Annotated in this window: 21 protein-coding genes; 10 read left to right on the top strand and 11 right to left on the bottom strand. The window is 39.2% G+C overall.

What is annotated here, in order from left to right:
* Nucleotides 1-127: 127 nt before the first annotated feature.
* A complete protein-coding gene (arsS, locus tag IQ236_RS25520) occupies nucleotides 128-1114 on the bottom strand; it encodes an arsenosugar biosynthesis radical SAM (seleno)protein ArsS (RefSeq protein ID WP_193871876.1) in 987 nt (328 codons plus the stop codon).
* A 198-nt stretch (nucleotides 1115-1312) separates the two neighbouring features.
* Here arsS and IQ236_RS25515 point away from each other — a divergent pair, with 198 nt between their 5' ends.
* On the top strand, nucleotides 1313-2683 hold the full coding sequence (locus IQ236_RS25515) for an ion transporter (RefSeq protein WP_228041862.1): 1371 nt from the start codon (nucleotides 1313-1315) through the stop codon (nucleotides 2681-2683).
* 20 nt (nucleotides 2684-2703) lie between these two features.
* Here IQ236_RS25515 and IQ236_RS25510 read toward each other — a convergent pair whose 3' ends face one another.
* The gene (locus tag IQ236_RS25510) at nucleotides 2704-2988 is read right to left on the bottom strand and encodes a hypothetical protein (RefSeq protein WP_190522787.1); all 285 of its coding nucleotides are present in this window, start codon (nucleotides 2986-2988) and stop codon (nucleotides 2704-2706) included.
* Between the two features lie 99 nt (nucleotides 2989-3087).
* Between IQ236_RS25510 and dusB the strand changes: the two genes are divergently transcribed.
* From dusB to IQ236_RS25490, 4 genes are all read left to right on the top strand, one after another.
* Nucleotides 3088-4113 (top strand): tRNA dihydrouridine synthase DusB, encoded by a 1026-nt coding sequence (gene dusB, locus IQ236_RS25505; protein WP_190522789.1) that lies wholly within the window; start codon nucleotides 3088-3090, stop codon nucleotides 4111-4113.
* A 193-nt stretch (nucleotides 4114-4306) separates the two neighbouring features.
* On the top strand, nucleotides 4307-5230 hold the full coding sequence (gene argF, locus IQ236_RS25500; RefSeq protein ID WP_193871875.1) for an ornithine carbamoyltransferase: 924 nt from the start codon (nucleotides 4307-4309) through the stop codon (nucleotides 5228-5230).
* Between the two features lie 215 nt (nucleotides 5231-5445).
* The gene (locus IQ236_RS25495) at nucleotides 5446-5688 is read left to right on the top strand and encodes an AbrB/MazE/SpoVT family DNA-binding domain-containing protein (RefSeq protein WP_193871874.1); all 243 of its coding nucleotides are present in this window, start codon (nucleotides 5446-5448) and stop codon (nucleotides 5686-5688) included.
* Nucleotides 5682-5954, top strand: a complete 273-nt coding sequence (locus IQ236_RS25490) for a type II toxin-antitoxin system PemK/MazF family toxin (protein ID WP_228041861.1) — start codon at nucleotides 5682-5684, stop codon at nucleotides 5952-5954. The genes IQ236_RS25495 and IQ236_RS25490 overlap by 7 nt, the downstream gene beginning before the upstream one ends.
* 129 nt (nucleotides 5955-6083) lie before the next feature.
* Here IQ236_RS25490 and IQ236_RS25485 read toward each other — a convergent pair whose 3' ends face one another.
* From IQ236_RS25485 to IQ236_RS25475, 3 genes are all read right to left on the bottom strand, one after another.
* Nucleotides 6084-7403, bottom strand: a complete 1320-nt coding sequence (locus tag IQ236_RS25485; protein WP_193871873.1) for a flotillin family protein — start codon at nucleotides 7401-7403, stop codon at nucleotides 6084-6086.
* A gap of 44 nt (nucleotides 7404-7447) precedes the next feature.
* On the bottom strand, nucleotides 7448-8776 hold the full coding sequence (locus IQ236_RS25480; protein ID WP_407676169.1) for a flotillin family protein: 1329 nt from the start codon (nucleotides 8774-8776) through the stop codon (nucleotides 7448-7450).
* Between the two features lie 88 nt (nucleotides 8777-8864).
* The gene (locus tag IQ236_RS25475; RefSeq protein ID WP_228041860.1) at nucleotides 8865-9473 is read right to left on the bottom strand and encodes an NfeD family protein; all 609 of its coding nucleotides are present in this window, start codon (nucleotides 9471-9473) and stop codon (nucleotides 8865-8867) included.
* Nucleotides 9474-10317: 844 nt separating this feature from the next.
* Between IQ236_RS25475 and IQ236_RS25470 the strand changes: the two genes are divergently transcribed.
* On the top strand, nucleotides 10318-10587 hold the full coding sequence (locus tag IQ236_RS25470) for a hypothetical protein (RefSeq protein WP_072720572.1): 270 nt from the start codon (nucleotides 10318-10320) through the stop codon (nucleotides 10585-10587).
* Between the two features lie 257 nt (nucleotides 10588-10844).
* Here the strand turns inward: IQ236_RS25470 and IQ236_RS25465 are convergent, their stop codons facing one another.
* The gene (locus IQ236_RS25465) at nucleotides 10845-11774 is read right to left on the bottom strand and encodes an exopolyphosphatase (RefSeq protein ID WP_193871871.1); all 930 of its coding nucleotides are present in this window, start codon (nucleotides 11772-11774) and stop codon (nucleotides 10845-10847) included.
* Between the two features lie 67 nt (nucleotides 11775-11841).
* Nucleotides 11842-13236, bottom strand: coding sequence for a DUF3370 domain-containing protein (locus IQ236_RS25460; RefSeq protein ID WP_193871870.1), 1395 nt, complete (start codon nucleotides 13234-13236; stop codon nucleotides 11842-11844).
* Between the two features lie 283 nt (nucleotides 13237-13519).
* Between IQ236_RS25460 and IQ236_RS25455 the strand changes: the two genes are divergently transcribed.
* The 3 genes from IQ236_RS25455 to IQ236_RS25445 all read left to right on the top strand — a co-directional run bounded on the left by IQ236_RS25455 (nucleotide 13520) and on the right by IQ236_RS25445 (nucleotide 14506).
* Entirely contained in the window at nucleotides 13520-13870 is a 351-nt protein-coding gene (locus tag IQ236_RS25455; RefSeq protein WP_193871869.1) for a hypothetical protein, read from the top strand.
* Between the two features lie 87 nt (nucleotides 13871-13957).
* Complete coding sequence (locus tag IQ236_RS25450; RefSeq protein ID WP_193871868.1) at nucleotides 13958-14194, top strand: CsbD family protein; 237 nt, start codon at nucleotides 13958-13960, stop codon at nucleotides 14192-14194.
* Between the two features lie 153 nt (nucleotides 14195-14347).
* Nucleotides 14348-14506: a hypothetical protein gene (locus IQ236_RS25445; RefSeq protein WP_193871867.1), complete on the top strand. Its 159-nt coding sequence runs from the start codon at nucleotides 14348-14350 to the stop codon at nucleotides 14504-14506.
* On the opposite strand, the gene IQ236_RS25440 is transcribed toward IQ236_RS25445, so the two are convergent.
* Nucleotides 14503-14841 carry a type II toxin-antitoxin system PemK/MazF family toxin gene (locus IQ236_RS25440; RefSeq protein ID WP_193871866.1) on the bottom strand — a complete coding sequence of 113 codons (339 nt, stop codon included), beginning with the start codon at nucleotides 14839-14841 and terminating at the stop codon, nucleotides 14503-14505. The two genes, IQ236_RS25445 and IQ236_RS25440, sit on opposite strands and share 4 nt — an antisense overlap.
* Nucleotides 14834-15064 carry a hypothetical protein gene (locus IQ236_RS25435; RefSeq protein WP_193871865.1) on the bottom strand — a complete coding sequence of 77 codons (231 nt, stop codon included), beginning with the start codon at nucleotides 15062-15064 and terminating at the stop codon, nucleotides 14834-14836. The genes IQ236_RS25440 and IQ236_RS25435 overlap by 8 nt, the downstream gene beginning before the upstream one ends.
* A gap of 242 nt (nucleotides 15065-15306) precedes the next feature.
* Here IQ236_RS25435 and IQ236_RS25430 point away from each other — a divergent pair, with 242 nt between their 5' ends.
* The gene (locus IQ236_RS25430; protein ID WP_193871864.1) at nucleotides 15307-15894 is read left to right on the top strand and encodes a Uma2 family endonuclease; all 588 of its coding nucleotides are present in this window, start codon (nucleotides 15307-15309) and stop codon (nucleotides 15892-15894) included.
* Nucleotides 15895-15956: 62 nt separating this feature from the next.
* On the opposite strand, the gene IQ236_RS25425 is transcribed toward IQ236_RS25430, so the two are convergent.
* Together IQ236_RS25425 and IQ236_RS25420 are read right to left on the bottom strand one after the other, a co-directional pair.
* A complete protein-coding gene (locus tag IQ236_RS25425; protein WP_193871863.1) occupies nucleotides 15957-16892 on the bottom strand; it encodes a calcium-binding protein in 936 nt (311 codons plus the stop codon).
* Nucleotides 16893-16917: 25 nt separating this feature from the next.
* Nucleotides 16918-17251, bottom strand: a 334-nt coding sequence (locus IQ236_RS25420) for a hypothetical protein (protein WP_228041859.1), incomplete at its 5' end; no start/stop codon positions are given.

The raw sequence follows: 17251 nt of genomic DNA, 5'->3' as shown, positions 1-17251 counted from the left end.
CTGATAACTGGTACAGACGCGCCATGGCGCGTCTCTACACTGATAACTGGTACAGACGCGCCATGGCGCGTCTCTACACTGATAACTGGTACAGACGCGCCATGGCGCGTCTCTACACTGATAACTGTTAAATTAATGCCCCCCCACAACTAGAACCACACCCGGCGGTACATCCATAACAATAGGAAGCGGTTTGTACGGTTTCTATTAAATCTAAATTATTAGCAGCTAATAAATCACTGACCATTAAAGGTTTTCCAGAAGTTGTGCGGGCGGGAATATTTTCCATTTGATTAAAATCACAATCATAAATATAACCTTGATAATCAATGGATAACTGATTACGACACATTAAATGGGACACTGTTTCAGGGTTATAGTTAAATTCCAAAAATTCTAAATAGGAATCTTCAAGTTTTTTCTGCTGTAAGTAAGATTTCGTGCGTCCGATGGGTAAATTGGTAATCGTCAATAACTGATTAAAATCAATATCAAACTGTTGTTTTAGATACTCTTTATAAGCTCGTTCTAGTTTAGACTCTTCAGAAGGCAGGGTAAACTTTTCGGCGGTGGGTAAAGCCGGATTATAAACTAAATCTAAGATTAATTCCGGTGTACGACCATATCCCAAACGGTTTAACCATTGTAGGGCTTGGATAGAATCTTGATAAACTCCTTTTCCTCGCATTTGAGCAACATTATTTTCTAAATAACAAGGTAAAGAAGCGACAATTCTTAATTGATGATTCGCGCAATATTCGGGGATATCCTCATAACCGGGAACAAAATAAATCGTTAAATTTGACCGAACAATCACTTGCTTTCCGGTTGTACGTGCGGCTTCAACTAAAAGTTTAAATCCATAATTCATTTCGGGCGCCCCTCCGGTTAAATCGACGGTTTGAATTTGAGGAAAGCGCTCAATTAATTCAATTAATTGAAAACTAATATCTAGGTTCAGTTCTTCACTCCGTTTTGGCCCTGCTTCTACATGACAATGGTTACAAGCGAGGTTACACCGTTTTCCTAAGTTAATTTGTAAGATTGTAATGAGTTGTTTAGTGAGGGGAAAACCAAGTTTTTCAGCAAACGGTGTCAGCGTTGTTTGAATCATGAGTTGAATCAGTGTTGAGTCTATAAATGAACATGAACTGATTTTAGCAGTAGATTCTCGATTTAGGTTTACCTTGACACATCGAGAGATAAATTGACACCCAGTTTCTTGACTCCAGAGGAAAGGAGGAGATGATAACCCCCAAAAATGGAATTAAATAATATACACTCTTATGGAAGACTTAATCCCTCTGTTTCAATGCTATCTTTCCTCTCCCGAATGCCGTCTTTACACCCCGAATCAAGACTCCTGATTGTCTGGGAAGCTTTGATTGTTTTAGTAACTCTCTATAACTGCTTTACTATTCCCTTTCGCATCGCGTTTAATGCAACAATTTCTAAGAATTGGTTTCTTTTAGATCATTTAGCAGATTTAATTTTAATTATAGATATTTTTTTGAGATTTCATATTAGTTATATAACGGAAGGGGAACTGATTAAAGATAAAGATAAAATTAGTATTAATTATCGAAAAACAGACTTTAAACCTAATTTAATTGCAAGTTTACCCTTAGATATTTTCGTCTATTTATTTTTACCCCAGGCTTCTCTAATTTTAATGGGTTTATGCCGAATTCCGAGATTATTAAGATTTCCCCAATGTTTTTTGATTTTTAGAAAATGGGATAACAATGTTTATTTTAATTCCGGTGTTGTTCGGATGTTTGAATTATTCATTATTGTTTTTTTAATTGATCATTGGGTCGCTTGTTTATGGTTTTTTATTGGAAATTTAACGGGACAATCAGGAGAGTCTTGGCTTCAAGGTGATAATTTGCATTTAGAAAATACAACAACTCAATATTTATATTCCTTGTATTGGTCAATTACAACGTTAACAACTGTAGGCTATGGGGATATTACTCCCCAAAACAATATTGAATTGATATTTACCTTTATGGTAATGTTCTTAGGAGTATCGCTGTATGCCTTTGTCATTGGAAATGTTGTGGCAGTGATTTCTAGTTTAGATGCCAGTAAAAATCGATTTCGAGATAAATTAGGTCAAATTCAATCCTATATGTGGGAACGAAAAATTCCGCCTTCCTTACAAAAAAATATCTTAGATTATTATCAATATATGTGGGAATATAATCGAGATGTGTCGCTGGATTTTTACTTTTTAGATGAACTTCCGCACTCAATTAAAACACGAGTCTATTGTTATCTTTATCAAGAACTTTTAGAAAAAGTTCCCATTTTTCAAGACGCAGAACCCTGTTTTATTGAGGATTTAGTAATTAAATTAAAACCCCGAATTCTCCCACCCCATGACTATGTGATTCGGGAAAATCAAATGGGACATGAAATGTATTTTGTGAAACGAGGGCAATTGCAAGCTTTTTCAGAAAAAACGGGAAAAGTCTATAGTCTATTGGTAGCAGGTTCTTTTTTTGGTGAAATTGCCTTACTTTATAACAGTCGCCGGACGGCTTCAGTCAAAACCTTAACCTACTGTGAGTTATTTGTTCTCTATAAAGAAGATTTTGATAAAGTCCTAGAAAATTACCCTCAGTTTTCCGAAAAAGTTAAAAAAATAGCAGAGCAACGCCATCAAGTTCGAGAATAATTTTCTCATGTTTTGAGGATTTATCGACGAATTTGTTGTTCTAATTGCGCTGGATTTGCCGTAATATTAAAGCGTTGCATCAAATACAACACCCCCGCCGCCACAAAGACACCAACCACTAAACCCACCACGGTTAAAAACCAAAAAGAACGTTTAATCGTTTTGAGGGTTTTGGGGTCATATTCCTGAACTTGGAAATCTTGAATTTCTTCACTAAACTCATCTGATTCAACTTGAGGAAAATGTACATTGTTAGGATTACCATTTTGTTGAAACGGTTCACGATTATTGGGGGAAAAGTTCATAATCAAATTAACGATGAGTTAAAGGGTTATACCCCAGAAAGGGTGGTTCTATTTTAATATAAAGAGAGTCTGACTTGCTACATTTGCTCCCCTTAAATCATGTCTGTTCTCTCACCTGAATTAAAACAACGTTTATCCACACCCTTAAAAATTGGCACCGTAGAAGTCAATAGTCGGGTGTTACAATCCCCCCTATCCGGTGTCACAGACTTGGTATTTCGGCGTTTAGTCCGTCGCTACGCCCCGGACTCGATGATGTATACCGAAATGGTACACGCCAGCGAAGTTTGTCACGTTCGGGAACTGCCAAAAATGATGGAAGTTGACCCCAATGAACGCCCGATTAGTATTCAATTATTTGACTGTCGCCCCCATTTTTTAGCCGAAGCTGCCCAAAAAGCCGTTGAAGAAGGGGCCGATACCATTGATATTAATATGGGCTGTCCCGTGAATAAAATTACCAAAAATGGCGGCGGGTCTTCGTTGTTGCGTCAACCGGAAGTTGCGGAAACCATTGTCCGGTCAGTGGTTGAGGCGGTGAATGTGCCTGTAACCGTAAAAACTCGGATAGGGTGGAGTGATGAAGAGATCACAATTTTGGATTTTGCCCGTAGAATGCAGGATGCGGGGGCAAAAATGATCACCATTCACGCTCGAACTCGTGATCAAGGGTATAATGGTCAGGCAAAATGGGACTGGATTCGACAGGTTAAGGAACAGTTAAGCATTCCCGTTATTGCCAATGGTGATATTTTTTCCGTAGAAGCCGCCATTCAATGTTTACAAGAAACGGACGCCGATGGGGTGATGTGTTCGCGGGGAACCCTGGGTTATCCGTTTTTAGTGGGAGAAATTGACTATTTTCTGAAAACAGGAATATTAAAAACCCCGCCTTCAGTAATTGAACGGTTGCAATGTGCAAAAGAACACCTACAAGCGCTCTGGGAGTATAAAGGACAACGGGGAATTTATCAATCTCGAAAACATTTAACTTGGTATGCGAAAGGCTTTCCTGGGGCTCAGGAATTACGCCATCATTTGGCCCGAATTGAAACCGTTGCTCAAGGATGGGAATTATTAGATAATGCCATAAATCAGTTATCTCAGAACAGTTTTGTTGCCTAGAAAACTTTAAAATTATAAGGGAACAGGGAACGGGGAACAGGGAACAGGAAAAAAAGTCGCAAACTTTGATGTCCTTATTGCCTTGAATACTCTTATCAAACAACCCTGGTTTTTTGGGCGAGGTGACCTCGCCCCTACGCCCGAAATTTATTTCCGGGTGCTGGGAACTGGACATGATTACTCAGGAATAATTATGGAAACATTAAAAGGACGAGATTTTTTAAGTTTAGCTGATGTCAGTATTGAAGAACTTTATTATTTATTAGATTTAGCGACAAAATTAAAATCGGGAATGGTGAAATTACGTCGCAATAAAGTTTTAGGGTTAATGTTTTCTAAAGCTTCAACCCGAACCCGTGTCAGTTTTACGGTTGCTATGTATCAATTAGGGGGTCAAGTGATTGATTTAAACCCGAATGTTACCCAAGTTAGTCGAGGAGAACCCTTAGTTGATACAGCTAGGGTATTAGACCGATATTTAGATATTATGGCAATTCGTACCTTTGAACAAAAGGATTTAGAAACCTTTGCCAATTATGCTGAAATTCCTGTAATTAATGCTTTAACAGATCGAGAGCATCCTTGTCAAGTCTTAGCGGATTTAATGACGGTTCAAGAATGTTTTGGAACCTTAGAAGGATTGACCTTAAGTTATTTTGGCGATGGAGCTAATAATATGGCTCATTCATTATTATTAGGCTGTGCAATGGTGGGGATGAATGTTAAAATCGCTACTCCTGCTAACTATTTACCCGATGCTGATATTGTTGAACAAGCGAAAAGTATTGCTCAAGGAAAAACAGCAGTTATTGTTACCGATGACCCCATTGAAGCGGCAAAAGATGCGAATGTTGTTTATACTGATGTTTGGGCAAGTATGGGACAGGAAGAAGAAGCCAGAGCCCGAATTCCTCTGTTTCAACCCTATCAAGTTAATGCTAAATTAATGGAAAAAACCGCCGAAAATTCCATTGTTTTACATTGTCTACCCGCCCATCGAGATGAAGAAATTACCGATGAAGTAATTGAAGGTTCAAAATCCAAAGTTTGGGATGAAGCCGAAAACCGAATGCACGTTCAAAAAGCATTATTAGCGGTATTGTTAGGAGATGATTAACAGGTTTATTCAAGCATTTCCTCACCCATTGTTATAACCCTAGGGGGGCGACACTCATAGACTTTTAATCTTAACCCTAGTCATGGGTTGTCACCCACCCTACACTTCCTCACAATTTAAGTATTATTAACTTTATCTTGTCCTTCTCCAATATTTGGTATAGTGTATACATAGTATCTACATAGATTAAAATAGATTAAAAAGGATTGATAATAATGGTAACTAATGTAGCGAAGTGGGGGAATAGCCTAGCCGTTCGCATCCCTCAAAATGTTGCTCAAGCGATTCAAATTTCCGAAGGTTCACAAGTTACTTTTAGTGTAGAAAATGGAACGATTGTGATTAAACCCAGCAATCGTAAACGTTATTCTCTTGAAGAACTGGTTAGTCAAATCACTCCTGAAAATTGTCACGCTGAAACAGACACAGGACTAGCAGTGGGGAATGAAGTTTGGTAAATCAATCCTATATTCCTGATAGGGGACATATTGTTAAGTTAAATTTTAATCCTACTCAAGGACATGAACAAAAGGGCTTAAGACCCGCTTTCGTTATTTCACCTTACGAATATAATGTTAAGAACTCCTTAGCTTTATTTATGCCAATTACAGCACAGGTAAAAGGCTATCCTTTTGAAGTTCGTCTTCCTTCAGACTTAACAACTTATGGCGTTATTTTGGTAGACCATATCAAAAGTTTGGATTATAAAGTTCGTTTAATTTAGTTTATTGAAATAGTACCAGAAGATTTAATTCAAGAAGTTCAGGCAAAAATAGAGGGACTCATTTTCTAATATTTTTTGATATTAAAGGAGTAATATTAATTATTACTCCTTTAACTACATTTTAACAGCTTAACTGTCAGAATTAAAGGGCTCTATGGAATGATTAGAAGCTGATTTTAACGGTTTAGAAACAACCGGAGTAATCACTGGAGGTTGGGCATGATTTTGACTTAAGGTTTCAATGGTTTCTGCAACATCAATTCCGGTTGTTTGTTTCAATTCAGCTAAAAATGCCGCTAATTTTGTAGCACTTCCTCCCTGGGTACTATTAACAACAGTAACATTATCCACTTCCACTTTAGGAACCGTTGCCACCATCGTTTTTAATAATACTTCTAATTTTTGATAGAGGAAAATCTCTCTGGCATTTGAACCCGCTAATTTCCAAGATTCTGCTAATCGTTTGGCGGCTTCCGCTTGGGCTTTTCCTGCTTCTAATATTTGAGACGCATTCCCTTTCGCTTCCGCCATTGCCCGTTTACATTGGGCTTCGGCGGGTGCAACCACATCCGCTTGTAACTGTTGTTCAACTTGCTTAATTCGAGCTTGTTGAACTAACACTTCCGCTTGAGTTTTTGCCACTTGGGAAGCCGTTTCTGATTCCGATTCTGCAATCACAGCCTGTCGTTTTGTAATCGCATCTTTCACCCGACGTTCAGCTTCAGCTTTAGCAACTTCAATATCCGTTTCTAACTTTTTCAAAGCCGTATTTTTCTGGTTTTCTGCGGTTTGAATCGCGGCTTCTGCATGGGCTTTGGCTTCCGCAATTCTCGCATCTCGGAATAAATCTGCCCGTTGTTTTCGACCAATAGAATCTAAATATCCGACTTCATCAAAGATATTTTGAACTTGCAAAGTATCTAACACTAATCCCAACTTTTCTAAATCATCTTCTGCTTCTTCTAATAAACTTTTAGCAAAAGCTAATTTATCGCCATTTACCTGTTCTGGGGTTAAACTTGCTAACACCCCGCGCAAATTTCCTTCTAAGGTTTCTTTGGCTAATTGTTCAATTTCCTTCCGACTTTTACCTAATAATCGTTCAATGGCATTATGAATCGTCGGTTCTTCCCCAGCAATTTTAATATTAGCAACCCCTTCAACGGTTAACGGAATCCCCCCTTTAGAATAGGCATTCGACACTTTTAACTCAATAATCATATTGGTTAAATCCATGCGAAAAGCGTGTTCTAATAAAGGAATTCTAATGCTACTCCCGCCTTTAACTAAACGATAGCCAACATCTTGTCCCCCTTCAACGGGGCGACGACTTCCAGCAAAAATTAACACTTCACTGGGTTGACAAATATAATAAAGGTTACGAATCACCAAAAATCCAGCCCCAGTTCCTAATCCTAAAATTCCTAATAAAGCAATGATAATTTCCATCTTTAAAATCTCCTAATCTTCATAGAATTTAAAAACAAACGGTATTATTTTCCTGATAATTTAACCCCTAATGTTTGTTCAACTGTCACTAAAAATTGCCGGAAAATTTCAGGATAAGCATTGACAACGCCCGCAATCGATTTACCATCGCCACTATCAATGACATTGATTTTTTGTAAGTCTACACGAGTGGGAACTTTAGCAGCTTCATTGAGAATCATTTCAATTTGTTGTAAATAAAATAATTCCGACGCATCTGACCCCGTTTCCTGCCAAATTTGATTTAATAAATCTGTTACCGTTGCCGCCGCTAAGGCATTTTCTGTTAAAGATGCCGCTTCTCCTCTTGCTCTTAATTCCTGGGCTTGGCGTTGAGCTTCTGCTGGTAAGACTTCATCCGATTCTAACCGTAACCGTTCTAATTCTGCTCTTACGGTTTGTAATAATTGTTCAGCTTTTGCTCTAGCTTCTTTAGCGGCTGCGATGGTTCTTTCTTCTTCTGAACGCGCTTGTTGTTCTAATTCCGCTTTAATTTTTCGCAGTTCATTATCTTTCTGTAAAACAACAGTTTGCGCCTGGGTTTTAGCCACTTCTGCTTGTCGCCGACAGTCGGCTTCTGTTTGTTCTGCTTCTGCTAAGGCATTTGATTCGGCAATTTCCGCATCTCGAACAATTAAGGCAATTTGGCGACGACCAATAGAATTCAAATAATCCACATCATCAGACACACTTTGAATTTTTAAGGTGTCTAATTGTAAGCCTAATTTTGATAAATCCCGTGAAACATCTTCGGCAATGCGTTCAGCAAATTGTAACCGATCTTCGTTTAATTGTTCTGGGGTTAAGGTTCCCACAACACCGCGTAAATTCCCTTCTAAGGTTTCTTTAGCCACCCGCGAAATTTCCGAACGATCTCGCTCTAAAAACCGTTCAATAGCATTTCCCACAATAGCACGATCATTCGAGATTTTAACATTTGCGATCGCTTGAATATTTAAAGGGGTTCCCCCTTTAGAATAAGCATTTTTCACTTCCACCCGCACTGGCATTGTCCGTAAATCCATTGTCTTAACGGTTTCTAAAATGGGAATACAAAGGGTGCGTCCGCCAAAAATAACTCGATATCCGACTTCCTGGCCGTCTTTATTGCGACGTTTGCGACCGGATAAAATTAAAATTTCATTAGGTTTACAAATTTGTAGAAAGGTATTCAAAAACCAAATAAAAATTATCACACCAAAAATGGATAAAGCAATGGGTAAAGCGGTTCCAATACTGGTAGAAGAGGTATTGGGTGAATTATCTGGGGTGGGTGCTTGGACAACTTCTGTAATCATTGATGAATTCTGGATTTTGGGGATGGAATTTTGCATGATCTTCCCTCTCATTATAAAATTAATTTGGGTCTGATTTAAGGTTTCTAAGTTTTTTTACATCTTCCTGAATCTTAATCCTTAATTTTTAATTGGAGTTTAAGAATTCTTCAGGAATTACTAAGACTTTATCATGATGTCTTCCTACAACAAAAACTTTATCTCCTTTTTCAAACTGATGATCCTCCTCGGTGATGGCAACTACATCAACCATTGATTCTTTTAAATATAATCGAACTTTTCCTTTACAGTTGTGATCAAAGGGAATTTCAACCGTTGCCCATAAGCCGATTAAATCTTCTGATAAAATTAAACTATTGGCCTGTTGTTGGTGAAGTCGCCTTAAAATTCCAACTATTACGGTTCCAAAGCTCACCCCAACCCCTAGAGAAATGGCAAAAATTAAGCTAGGGGAAAGCAAAAGATTAAGTTTTGTTAAAAGAAATCCGGTTAAGCCAAAAAAACAGCCCCCAAACGTCCAAAATCTTAAACTGAAAATGGGTAATCGGAAACCCGGTTGACGGTTTTTCGGGTGTTTTTGCGGGGTGAGGGCTTCTGCATCCTTTGGCGGTTTAGACAGTTCTACATCTATCTCAAAATGGGGATCAAAATCCACACCATCGAGTCCAGCAAAGGCGGATAAAATCACAAAACCCCCACCAATCGTAAGACAGAATAGATAAAGTGTCAGCATCATAAAAAAAGCCTGGGAGTGTGGAAACGAGCGCGTCTATGCCTTACGGCAGGCTACGCCAACAGACAACAGAGGAAACACGACACTTCGGCAAGACTTCGGCGTGATCTCAGTCGAACGCTCAGTGGGACACATCAGGGGAATTTATTCCCCGTGAATATTGGATGGGGAACCAACAAAAATTGTTGTATTTGCTGATTCCCGGTTTTTTAGGATTTCTCCCACTCTGATTTCTCAGGTAAAGTTAGCTGAGTGCTTCGCACACGCTACGCGAACGCCAATGTTATCGGTCGGTAACTATCCCAAAAGCACTGTCTTACCCCTCGTAAAACTGTTTAACTTTTGAGTTCCAGAGCAACGGACTAGCTGAGGCTTACGCCACGCTACGCGAACGCATCCATTGGTGGGTCTTTAACACTTGCCGACAACGTAGCCGTTAGGCTCAGGCTGGTCAACTAACTAAAGTTAGAGGCATGAAGCCCCGTCACTTTAGTGCGGGGTGCTGACGGGGTTTCTCAGTCCAGAAGAACCATTGAATTACTTCTATTGTGGCAAATCTTTGAACCTATGTAACTGCTTTTGTTAAGAAAGTTTGCGTTTTAATTCTGATAAATTTACAGGTTTTGGTTGAAATTGACTGTTCAATGAACCAAAGTTTTAGTATAATTACTTAATAAATTAACCCTCTCCTATTTTTACCTCTGTACACTGACGGATTAATGGAGGCACAGCGACGGTTAATTTATGACCGGGACAAACCTGTATTTTTCCCTTAGAAAACAGTAAATTCCGCCCTGTTTTCTCTCCATTCCCTATTGAGATGGAGCCTTTAGCGGTTTGTTAACTCATGAACAATGATTTTATCAACGAATACCAAAAACAGTTGGTGAATTGGCAAAAACAACTGTTTGATACTTGGCTGGAAAACCTCAAAACGGCACCGAAGACCTTGAATGCTCAAGAAGCCTATGAAAAAACCTTAAGTTACCAAGAAGAACTGGTACAAACAGGCTTCAAAGTTCAAGAAGTTACGAATCAAGCGGTAATGGAATCTCAAAAACAATTTTGGGATAATTATTTTGAATTTATGAAAAAAACCGCTACTCCGGCGGTGTAATATTTCGTCTAATCACCTTTTAGCAAGCCTCCCAGGCTTGTTTCCTGTTGCTTAGTCAATTTTTTATGATCTCACCCCCTAGCCTTCTTCCCGGCAAGAAAAAGGGGGTGATTAGTCCTGTGAAATTGAGGGCAAATTTAATATTCATAATTCTTCTCCCCTTTCCCTATAGGAGAAGCTTGGGGAGAAGTTACACAAGTGGGTGAGGAAAAATGAAACACCACTGGGAATTAGGGAAGAAGTCAAAACAAACCTATTTAACCGTCTTGATTAATTTGAGTAATTAATTCTTGTAAAATTTGAGAAGCTTGCTCATTTTCGACTTGACAAGTTCCCGCATTTTCATGACCGCCTCCAGCATATTTTAACATTAACTCTCCAATATTGGTTTTAGAGGTTTTATTAAAAATTGATTTACCCACCGCAAACACAGTATTTTGTTTTTTAAGACCCCATAAAACATGAATTGAAATATTACATTCGGGAAATAAAGCATAAATCATAAACCGATTTCCGGCATAAATCACCTCTTCAGACCGTAAATCTAAAACAACTAAGTTTTGATGCACCGTAGAACAGCGTTTAATTTGATCCTTAAAATTTTCCTCATGTTCAAAATAAATTTCAATCCGTTCTTTTACATCTGGCAGTTGTAAAATATCAGAAATCGGATGATTTTTACAATAATCAATTAACTCCATCATCAGTTGATAATTAGAAATGCGAAAATCCCGAAACCGTCCTAACCCTGTCCGAGCATCCATGAGGAAATTTAATAAAACCCAACCTTCAGGATTTAAGACTTCTTCTTGATTAAATTGGGCAGAATCTCCTTTATCCACCGCCTCCATCATTTGCTCAGAAATAGTCGGAAATTTAGCTTTTCCCCCATAATAATTGTATAAAACCCTAGCCGCAGAAGGGGCCTTCGGATCAATAATATAATTACTATTAACCGACGGGTTGCGAAGGGTTTCACTTAAATGATGATCAAACGCTAAATGCACCCCTTCAACATAAGGTAAATTAGTAGTAATATCCTGATTGGTAATTTCTATTTTGCCATCCTGCATATCTTTAGGATGCACAAATTTAATTTCATCAATGATATCTAAGTCTTTTAAAAGAACCGCACAGACTAAACCATCGAAATCACTGCGGGTAACAAGTCTATATTTTTCAGTCATTGTTTTTTCCTTGGGATTGAAAATTCCAAATTCTATTATAATGTTTAATTTTAAAGCTAAATAAGCCTTAGTTTACACCGGACTCCAAGGTTTTCACCGTTAAGACTTGGGGAGGTGTAGCGTCGGGGGGATAAATAAACTCCACTCCCACAGAACGAGATCCGCCGGGGGGTAATGTTAACGTAATTAATGATTCCCCTTGCTGTCCTTGACGTTGAACTAAGTGAAAATAACGCTGTTGAGTTTGCCCAAAATCATCGCTGTATGTAAACCGAACTGTTCCTCGAAAAAACACCTGTCCTTGAGGAGGTTCAATAAAGGTTAATCGATTAGAAGCCACATTTTGTTTAAAGGGGGTTTGAATCGATAAACTCACCCTTTGGGATTGGCGGGTAGGGTTATATAACGGTAAGGTCAGACGATATTGTACGCCATAATTTCCATTGGCACGAGTCGCCGTATCGGGATAACGGGCTAACAACGGCGCACTCTGAATTTGCTGAGTCCCCAAAGTTCCTGTTGAAACCGTACTCAAGGGATAGGAAAAAGCATACCCTGGATAGGGAATTGTTAAAACATTCATCCCCGGACGGTCTACCACTGTCCCTGTCCATTCAGAACCCACCGAAACCCCCGCCACACGGCCATAAACTTTTTCTCCCTGATACGCATTTTCCCCTAAAGTTGGAATAATATCTCTAGGTTCTGCTAGTCTGCCTGTATTTAAGAAATTTAGCCATTGACCTAATATCGGCATTTGGGGAGAAAAGGAAGAGATGGGAAAACCAGGGATATTCGGAAAAGTTGGAGAACTCCCAGAAGTTGCAAACCGAACTAAATTCGCCAGATGCACCGGGCCATTGCTTTGTAAGCGCAGGAAGGTTGAACGCGCACTGGCCGTTGGAATGGGTAAACTAAACAACATCTGGGTTTGTTGCGGCGGAATCATGATTTGTTCAGGAAAGATGCGTTGATGGCGTCCTCGTAAAATATCCCCGGCTAACCGTGACCCCGGCCCAGAAAATACCCGACCTTGGGGGTCTTCCACCATTGGCGGCAATTCCACAAACGGCGCGTCCGGTGAAGTAACGTAACTAATTCCTTGCAGAACATTTAAAGTAACCGGTTGAGAACTGGGATTATAAATTAATACCCCTTGATATAAGGTTTGTTGTTTATTAATCGGACGAGCAATATGATGGGAAAAAAAGTCAAACTGTCCGCTTATGGGAAGATTAAGATGGGCATTAGGGAATTTTTTTGCCGTTGTCGGAAAAGTCGATAATAATATTCCTTCTCCCTTCACGACTTCAGGACTATTACTATTAAAAACCGGAACTTCATTCAATTGTCCTGGTAATGGCCGAATTTCCTGTCTTTGGGTAATATATCGTTGCCCAGAAGTTGGGGGTGGAATCGTAATCACTTCAGCCAAATAAAACGCAGGAACAAAAGGAAACATAAACAACTATTTACTCTCTGGTATCGCAAGTTTTACTCTGTTGTTAAGATGGCTTTTTTAGGAACATTTGTCAACCCTTCGTAGTAAGCCCTTCAGGGCTTAGGACATTGAGGCGTGAACACCTCACTACAAAGTGCAGGTTTCTTTAGGTTATCAACATAAATCTTTGATTAACATTAAATTTAGCGAAATTTCAGCAATGATGCTATATCCTAAAATTTGTCAAAAACAATCTATCTCAGGAAATAAACTAATTCCTGCCACCGTTTAAAATACAACGACCATGAAAGTTCAGACCTCTGTTTTTGCAGCACTCCTGTCTTTAACCGTTCTAGGTACTGCCCTTGTTGCTAAAGCAGACACCGTAAAAGCTCGCTGTGATGTTTATCCCAAAGGAGAAGACAAAGCCTCATCTTCTGGTCTATGTGACTTTTCTCAGCGTCAAGGCGCCGTTGGCATTCAACTCCAGAATGGCAAACGCTACGACCTGCGCCCGGTAGGAGATGAACCGGGTAACTATGTAGACCAAAATGGTAAAGCAGCCTATCGTCAAGCTGGTTTGGACGATAAAGGGCAAATTTATCGGTTAGCCAATGAGTCAATTTATATCTATTGGGATACGGCTCCCTACTAAAATTAAACTCGCTAACCTACTATTTTGAACAATTTTCAGTTTAGATTTTGACAAATCACTTTACTATCCTTTAAGGAGGAAAAAGTTATGAGTATGGAAGATAAAATCAAAGCGGCGGCTACCAATGTCGAAGGTCAGTTAAAAGCTGCGGCGGGTGAATTGACGGGTGACAACCAACTGAAAGCAGAAGGGGAAGCCAAAAAATTACAAGCAGAGGCTATGAATACAGCCGCCGACCTCAAAGACAAAGCGAAAAACGTTGTTGATGACTTAAAAAATGCAGCTAACAATGTACTCGATAGCGTCAAAAAGAAATTGGATTAGTTAAGAAAATTAGATTATCAATTGATCATCCCCTATTCAGTGTGTAGCTTAATAGGGGATTTTGGGTAAGTGCGAGGAAACTGATTCTGACAAAATTGCGATCGCTCAAGATTACAAGCGCACCGAGAAACCGGGTTTCTGCGATCGCTTTTTATGAATAACAGAAATATTGCGGAAGAAACCCGGTTTCTGAGCCCCGATAAGCACACCGAGAAACCGGGTTTGTGCGATCGCTTTTCCTTTAACAGAAAGATAGGGGAAGAAACCCGGTTTCTTGGCTGCTTGTGGGTGATTTTAGCGATCGCTGCTTAAAGGTTTAAAACAATAGCTAAAGCTTGACCAAGTTCCTGTATAGTTTTCTCAGAAACAGTTCCCACTTGCTTAATCAATCTTTCTTGAGAAACAGAACGCACCTGAAACGCATCTGCTACTGACAACTTGCTTAAGCCGTTTTCTGGTGTGGGTTCAATTCTCACCATCCAAGGAACTTTTGCAAAGACATCATTCCATCCTGTAATCAGTACAATCACCTTTAACCGGAGAACACCAATTTCGTCATTACTGACAATTACACAAGGGCGAGTTTTACCAATTTCATCACCAACGGTGGGATCAGCCCGATAAAGCCAAATTTGACCTCTAAGCATAATCTTGATACTCGTAAAAGTCGCCCTGATCCAAATCAACAAACTCAGTCAAATTACTTCCTTCTGCATAGTAAGGACGCATGATTTCAGCCGCATCTTTTAAACTGAGTTTTTCAGTTTTTTCCATTTCTTCGCGCACTAACCGCAGTGTAAACTCAATAATCTTTAAACGATCTACATTCGGCATTTTTTTAATAGCTTCTAAAATTTGGGTTTCTATCATAATTTTATAATGATTTTTAAATCCAACAGTTGATCAGCTATTGAATTATGTTGATTATTATATTATAATCAGGATGTGATCGCTATGTCTATCGCATTGCTAATCATCAGCATCCTGATGTTAACATAACTACCTTTTCTATTTCTATTTATCAAATCGCCTTAGTAAATTGTACATCAATATTATCACAATCAACCAAATAACATAGTAGAATAGAATTATCCCCAACCCCGTAAAATCAGATGACTCTCACAACTCAACGCTTTACCCTAGAAGAGTATCTTAACTACGATGACGGCACAGATAGCCTCTATGAATTAGTCAACGGAGAATTAGTTGCTATGGCATTAGGAACCGGACGACATGGTGAAGTTGTTGATTGTCTAAATACTCAGTTTCGTAACGAGATTGCTAGAATAGGACGAGATTGGGTATCTAAACAAATGGTGATTGGTGTTCAATCTCCTCGTGGCGATCGCTGGGATACAGTTCGCATTCCTGATGTTGTGATTATTCCGAAAGAACAATGGCGGAATTTGCAAAACCGCGAGGCTGTGATTCGTTTAAATGAAGCACCCCCACTTTTAGTTGTAGAAGTTGTAAGCACTTCAACGAAAAGTGTTGACTATCGGGCTAAACGGGCTGAATATTGTGTTTTAAATATTCCTGAATATTGGATTGTTGATCCATTACAATCTAAAATTACTATTTTTACGCTATCTGAAGGATGGTATGACGAAGTTGTTTTTATAGAAAGCGATCTCCTCATTTCTCCGACGTTTACTGAACTGAATTTAACGGTTAATCAAATTCTATTCAGTGAAATTTAATGTAGTAAGCCCTTCAGGGCTATGAGGCGTAAACACTTTACTACGAATTATTTCAATCAAAATCAGATTGTAAAGTGACTAGCATTTAAACTAGAAGAATTAACGCCGATTAATGTTGCTAAGGTTTCTCCATTATTGGCTAACTGAATTAAGGTAGAATTATTAGTGGTTGTAAAGGTTAATTGCTCAAAGGTTAATCCTCCCAGTAAATTAATTAGATCTTCGTTGATATTAAAGTCAAGAATGATATCGTTTCCGGCGCTAATTGCGATCGCAAATTGATCATTTCCACTTCCTCCAATTAACGTATCTTCTCCTTGATCTCCACTGAGGAAATCATTACCCATTCCGCCCATTAAACTATCATTATTTTGACCCCCGTAAAGGCTATCATTACCTTCACATCCTTCTAAAGTATCAGCGTCTAAATTTCCAAATAATAAATCATTATCCTCATTCCCCCATAAAAAGTCATCATTTTTTCCGCCATAAATTGTATCATTACCTAAATTTCCCTGAAGTTGATCGTTACCCTGATTTCCAAATAAAATATCGTTTCCTAATCCTCCACTGAGAGAGTCATGATCAGTTTCACCAAATAAGGTGTCCTCTCCCTCATCCCCAAATATTAAATCATTTCCACTACCCCCTAATAAATTATCATTTTCAGTTCCCCCACTCAAATAATCATCCCCGCTATCTCCCCAAAGGTGATCTTGTCCTTCCATTCCAAAGAGAAAATCTGAATCTTCGTTACCATACAGAAAATCTGAACCTGCATCACCATTAATAAAATCAGTTCCTTGATCCCCAAAAATAGTATCATTTCCAATTTTTCCCTCTAAATTATCATTTCCTTTCATCCCCAATAAAATGTCATCTCCATTTTCCCCATCAATGGCTTCATTCACATCAGTTCCTATTAAATTATCGTTATTTTCAGTCCCCTTTAAGGAATTTTGAATAACATTTTTTTGACGACTGGTTTCTACATCCACAGAGGGAAAAGGTTTAGAAGAACAGTCATCCGGTGATGGTGTTGGAGTTGGTACAGGGGTCGGTTCTGGTGTTGGTGATGGCTCTGGGGTTGGTGTTGGCTCTGGGGTTGGTGTTGGTGTTGGTGATGGTGATGGTGATGGCGTCGGTGATGGCGTCGGTGATGGTGATGGTGATGGCGTTGGTGATGGAGTCGGTTCTGGTGTTGGGGTTGGTGTTGGTGTTGGTGATGGCTCTGGGGTTGGTGATGGGGTTGGTGATGGTGATGGCGTTGGTGTTGGTGTTGGTGATGGCGTTGGTGTTGGTGATGGTGATGGCGTCGGGGTTGGAGTCGTTGATGGTGTTGGGGATGGGGTTGGGG

Source organism: Planktothrix mougeotii LEGE 06226 (genome assembly GCF_015207485.1).
Taxonomy (GTDB): domain Bacteria; phylum Cyanobacteriota; class Cyanobacteriia; order Cyanobacteriales; family Microcoleaceae; genus Planktothrix.
This window is presented reverse-complemented; position numbering and strand designations above follow the sequence as displayed.

Excerpts from the sequence above, each read along its gene's own strand:
- arsS (WP_193871876.1), bottom strand. The coding sequence starts at position 1,114 with ATGATTCAAACAACGCTGACACCGTTTGCTGAAAAACTTGGTTTTCCC.
- IQ236_RS25515 (WP_228041862.1), top strand. The coding sequence starts at position 1,313 with ATGCTATCTTTCCTCTCCCGAATGCCGTCTTTACACCCCGAATCAAGA.
- IQ236_RS25510 (WP_190522787.1), bottom strand. The coding sequence starts at position 2,988 with ATGAACTTTTCCCCCAATAATCGTGAACCGTTTCAACAAAATGGTAAT.
- dusB (WP_190522789.1), top strand. The coding sequence starts at position 3,088 with ATGTCTGTTCTCTCACCTGAATTAAAACAACGTTTATCCACACCCTTA.
- argF (WP_193871875.1), top strand. The coding sequence starts at position 4,307 with ATGGAAACATTAAAAGGACGAGATTTTTTAAGTTTAGCTGATGTCAGT.
- IQ236_RS25495 (WP_193871874.1), top strand. The coding sequence starts at position 5,446 with ATGGTAACTAATGTAGCGAAGTGGGGGAATAGCCTAGCCGTTCGCATC.
- IQ236_RS25485 (WP_193871873.1), bottom strand. The coding sequence starts at position 7,403 with ATGGAAATTATCATTGCTTTATTAGGAATTTTAGGATTAGGAACTGGG.
- IQ236_RS25480 (WP_407676169.1), bottom strand. The coding sequence starts at position 8,776 with ATGCAAAATTCCATCCCCAAAATCCAGAATTCATCAATGATTACAGAA.
- IQ236_RS25475 (WP_228041860.1), bottom strand. The coding sequence starts at position 9,473 with ATGATGCTGACACTTTATCTATTCTGTCTTACGATTGGTGGGGGTTTT.
- IQ236_RS25470 (WP_072720572.1), top strand. The coding sequence starts at position 10,318 with ATGAACAATGATTTTATCAACGAATACCAAAAACAGTTGGTGAATTGG.
- IQ236_RS25465 (WP_193871871.1), bottom strand. The coding sequence starts at position 11,774 with ATGACTGAAAAATATAGACTTGTTACCCGCAGTGATTTCGATGGTTTA.
- IQ236_RS25460 (WP_193871870.1), bottom strand. The coding sequence starts at position 13,236 with ATGTTTCCTTTTGTTCCTGCGTTTTATTTGGCTGAAGTGATTACGATT.
- IQ236_RS25455 (WP_193871869.1), top strand. The coding sequence starts at position 13,520 with ATGAAAGTTCAGACCTCTGTTTTTGCAGCACTCCTGTCTTTAACCGTT.
- IQ236_RS25450 (WP_193871868.1), top strand. The coding sequence starts at position 13,958 with ATGAGTATGGAAGATAAAATCAAAGCGGCGGCTACCAATGTCGAAGGT.
- IQ236_RS25445 (WP_193871867.1), top strand. The coding sequence starts at position 14,348 with ATGAATAACAGAAATATTGCGGAAGAAACCCGGTTTCTGAGCCCCGAT.
- IQ236_RS25440 (WP_193871866.1), bottom strand. The coding sequence starts at position 14,841 with ATGCTTAGAGGTCAAATTTGGCTTTATCGGGCTGATCCCACCGTTGGT.
- IQ236_RS25435 (WP_193871865.1), bottom strand. The coding sequence starts at position 15,064 with ATGATAGAAACCCAAATTTTAGAAGCTATTAAAAAAATGCCGAATGTA.
- IQ236_RS25430 (WP_193871864.1), top strand. The coding sequence starts at position 15,307 with ATGACTCTCACAACTCAACGCTTTACCCTAGAAGAGTATCTTAACTAC.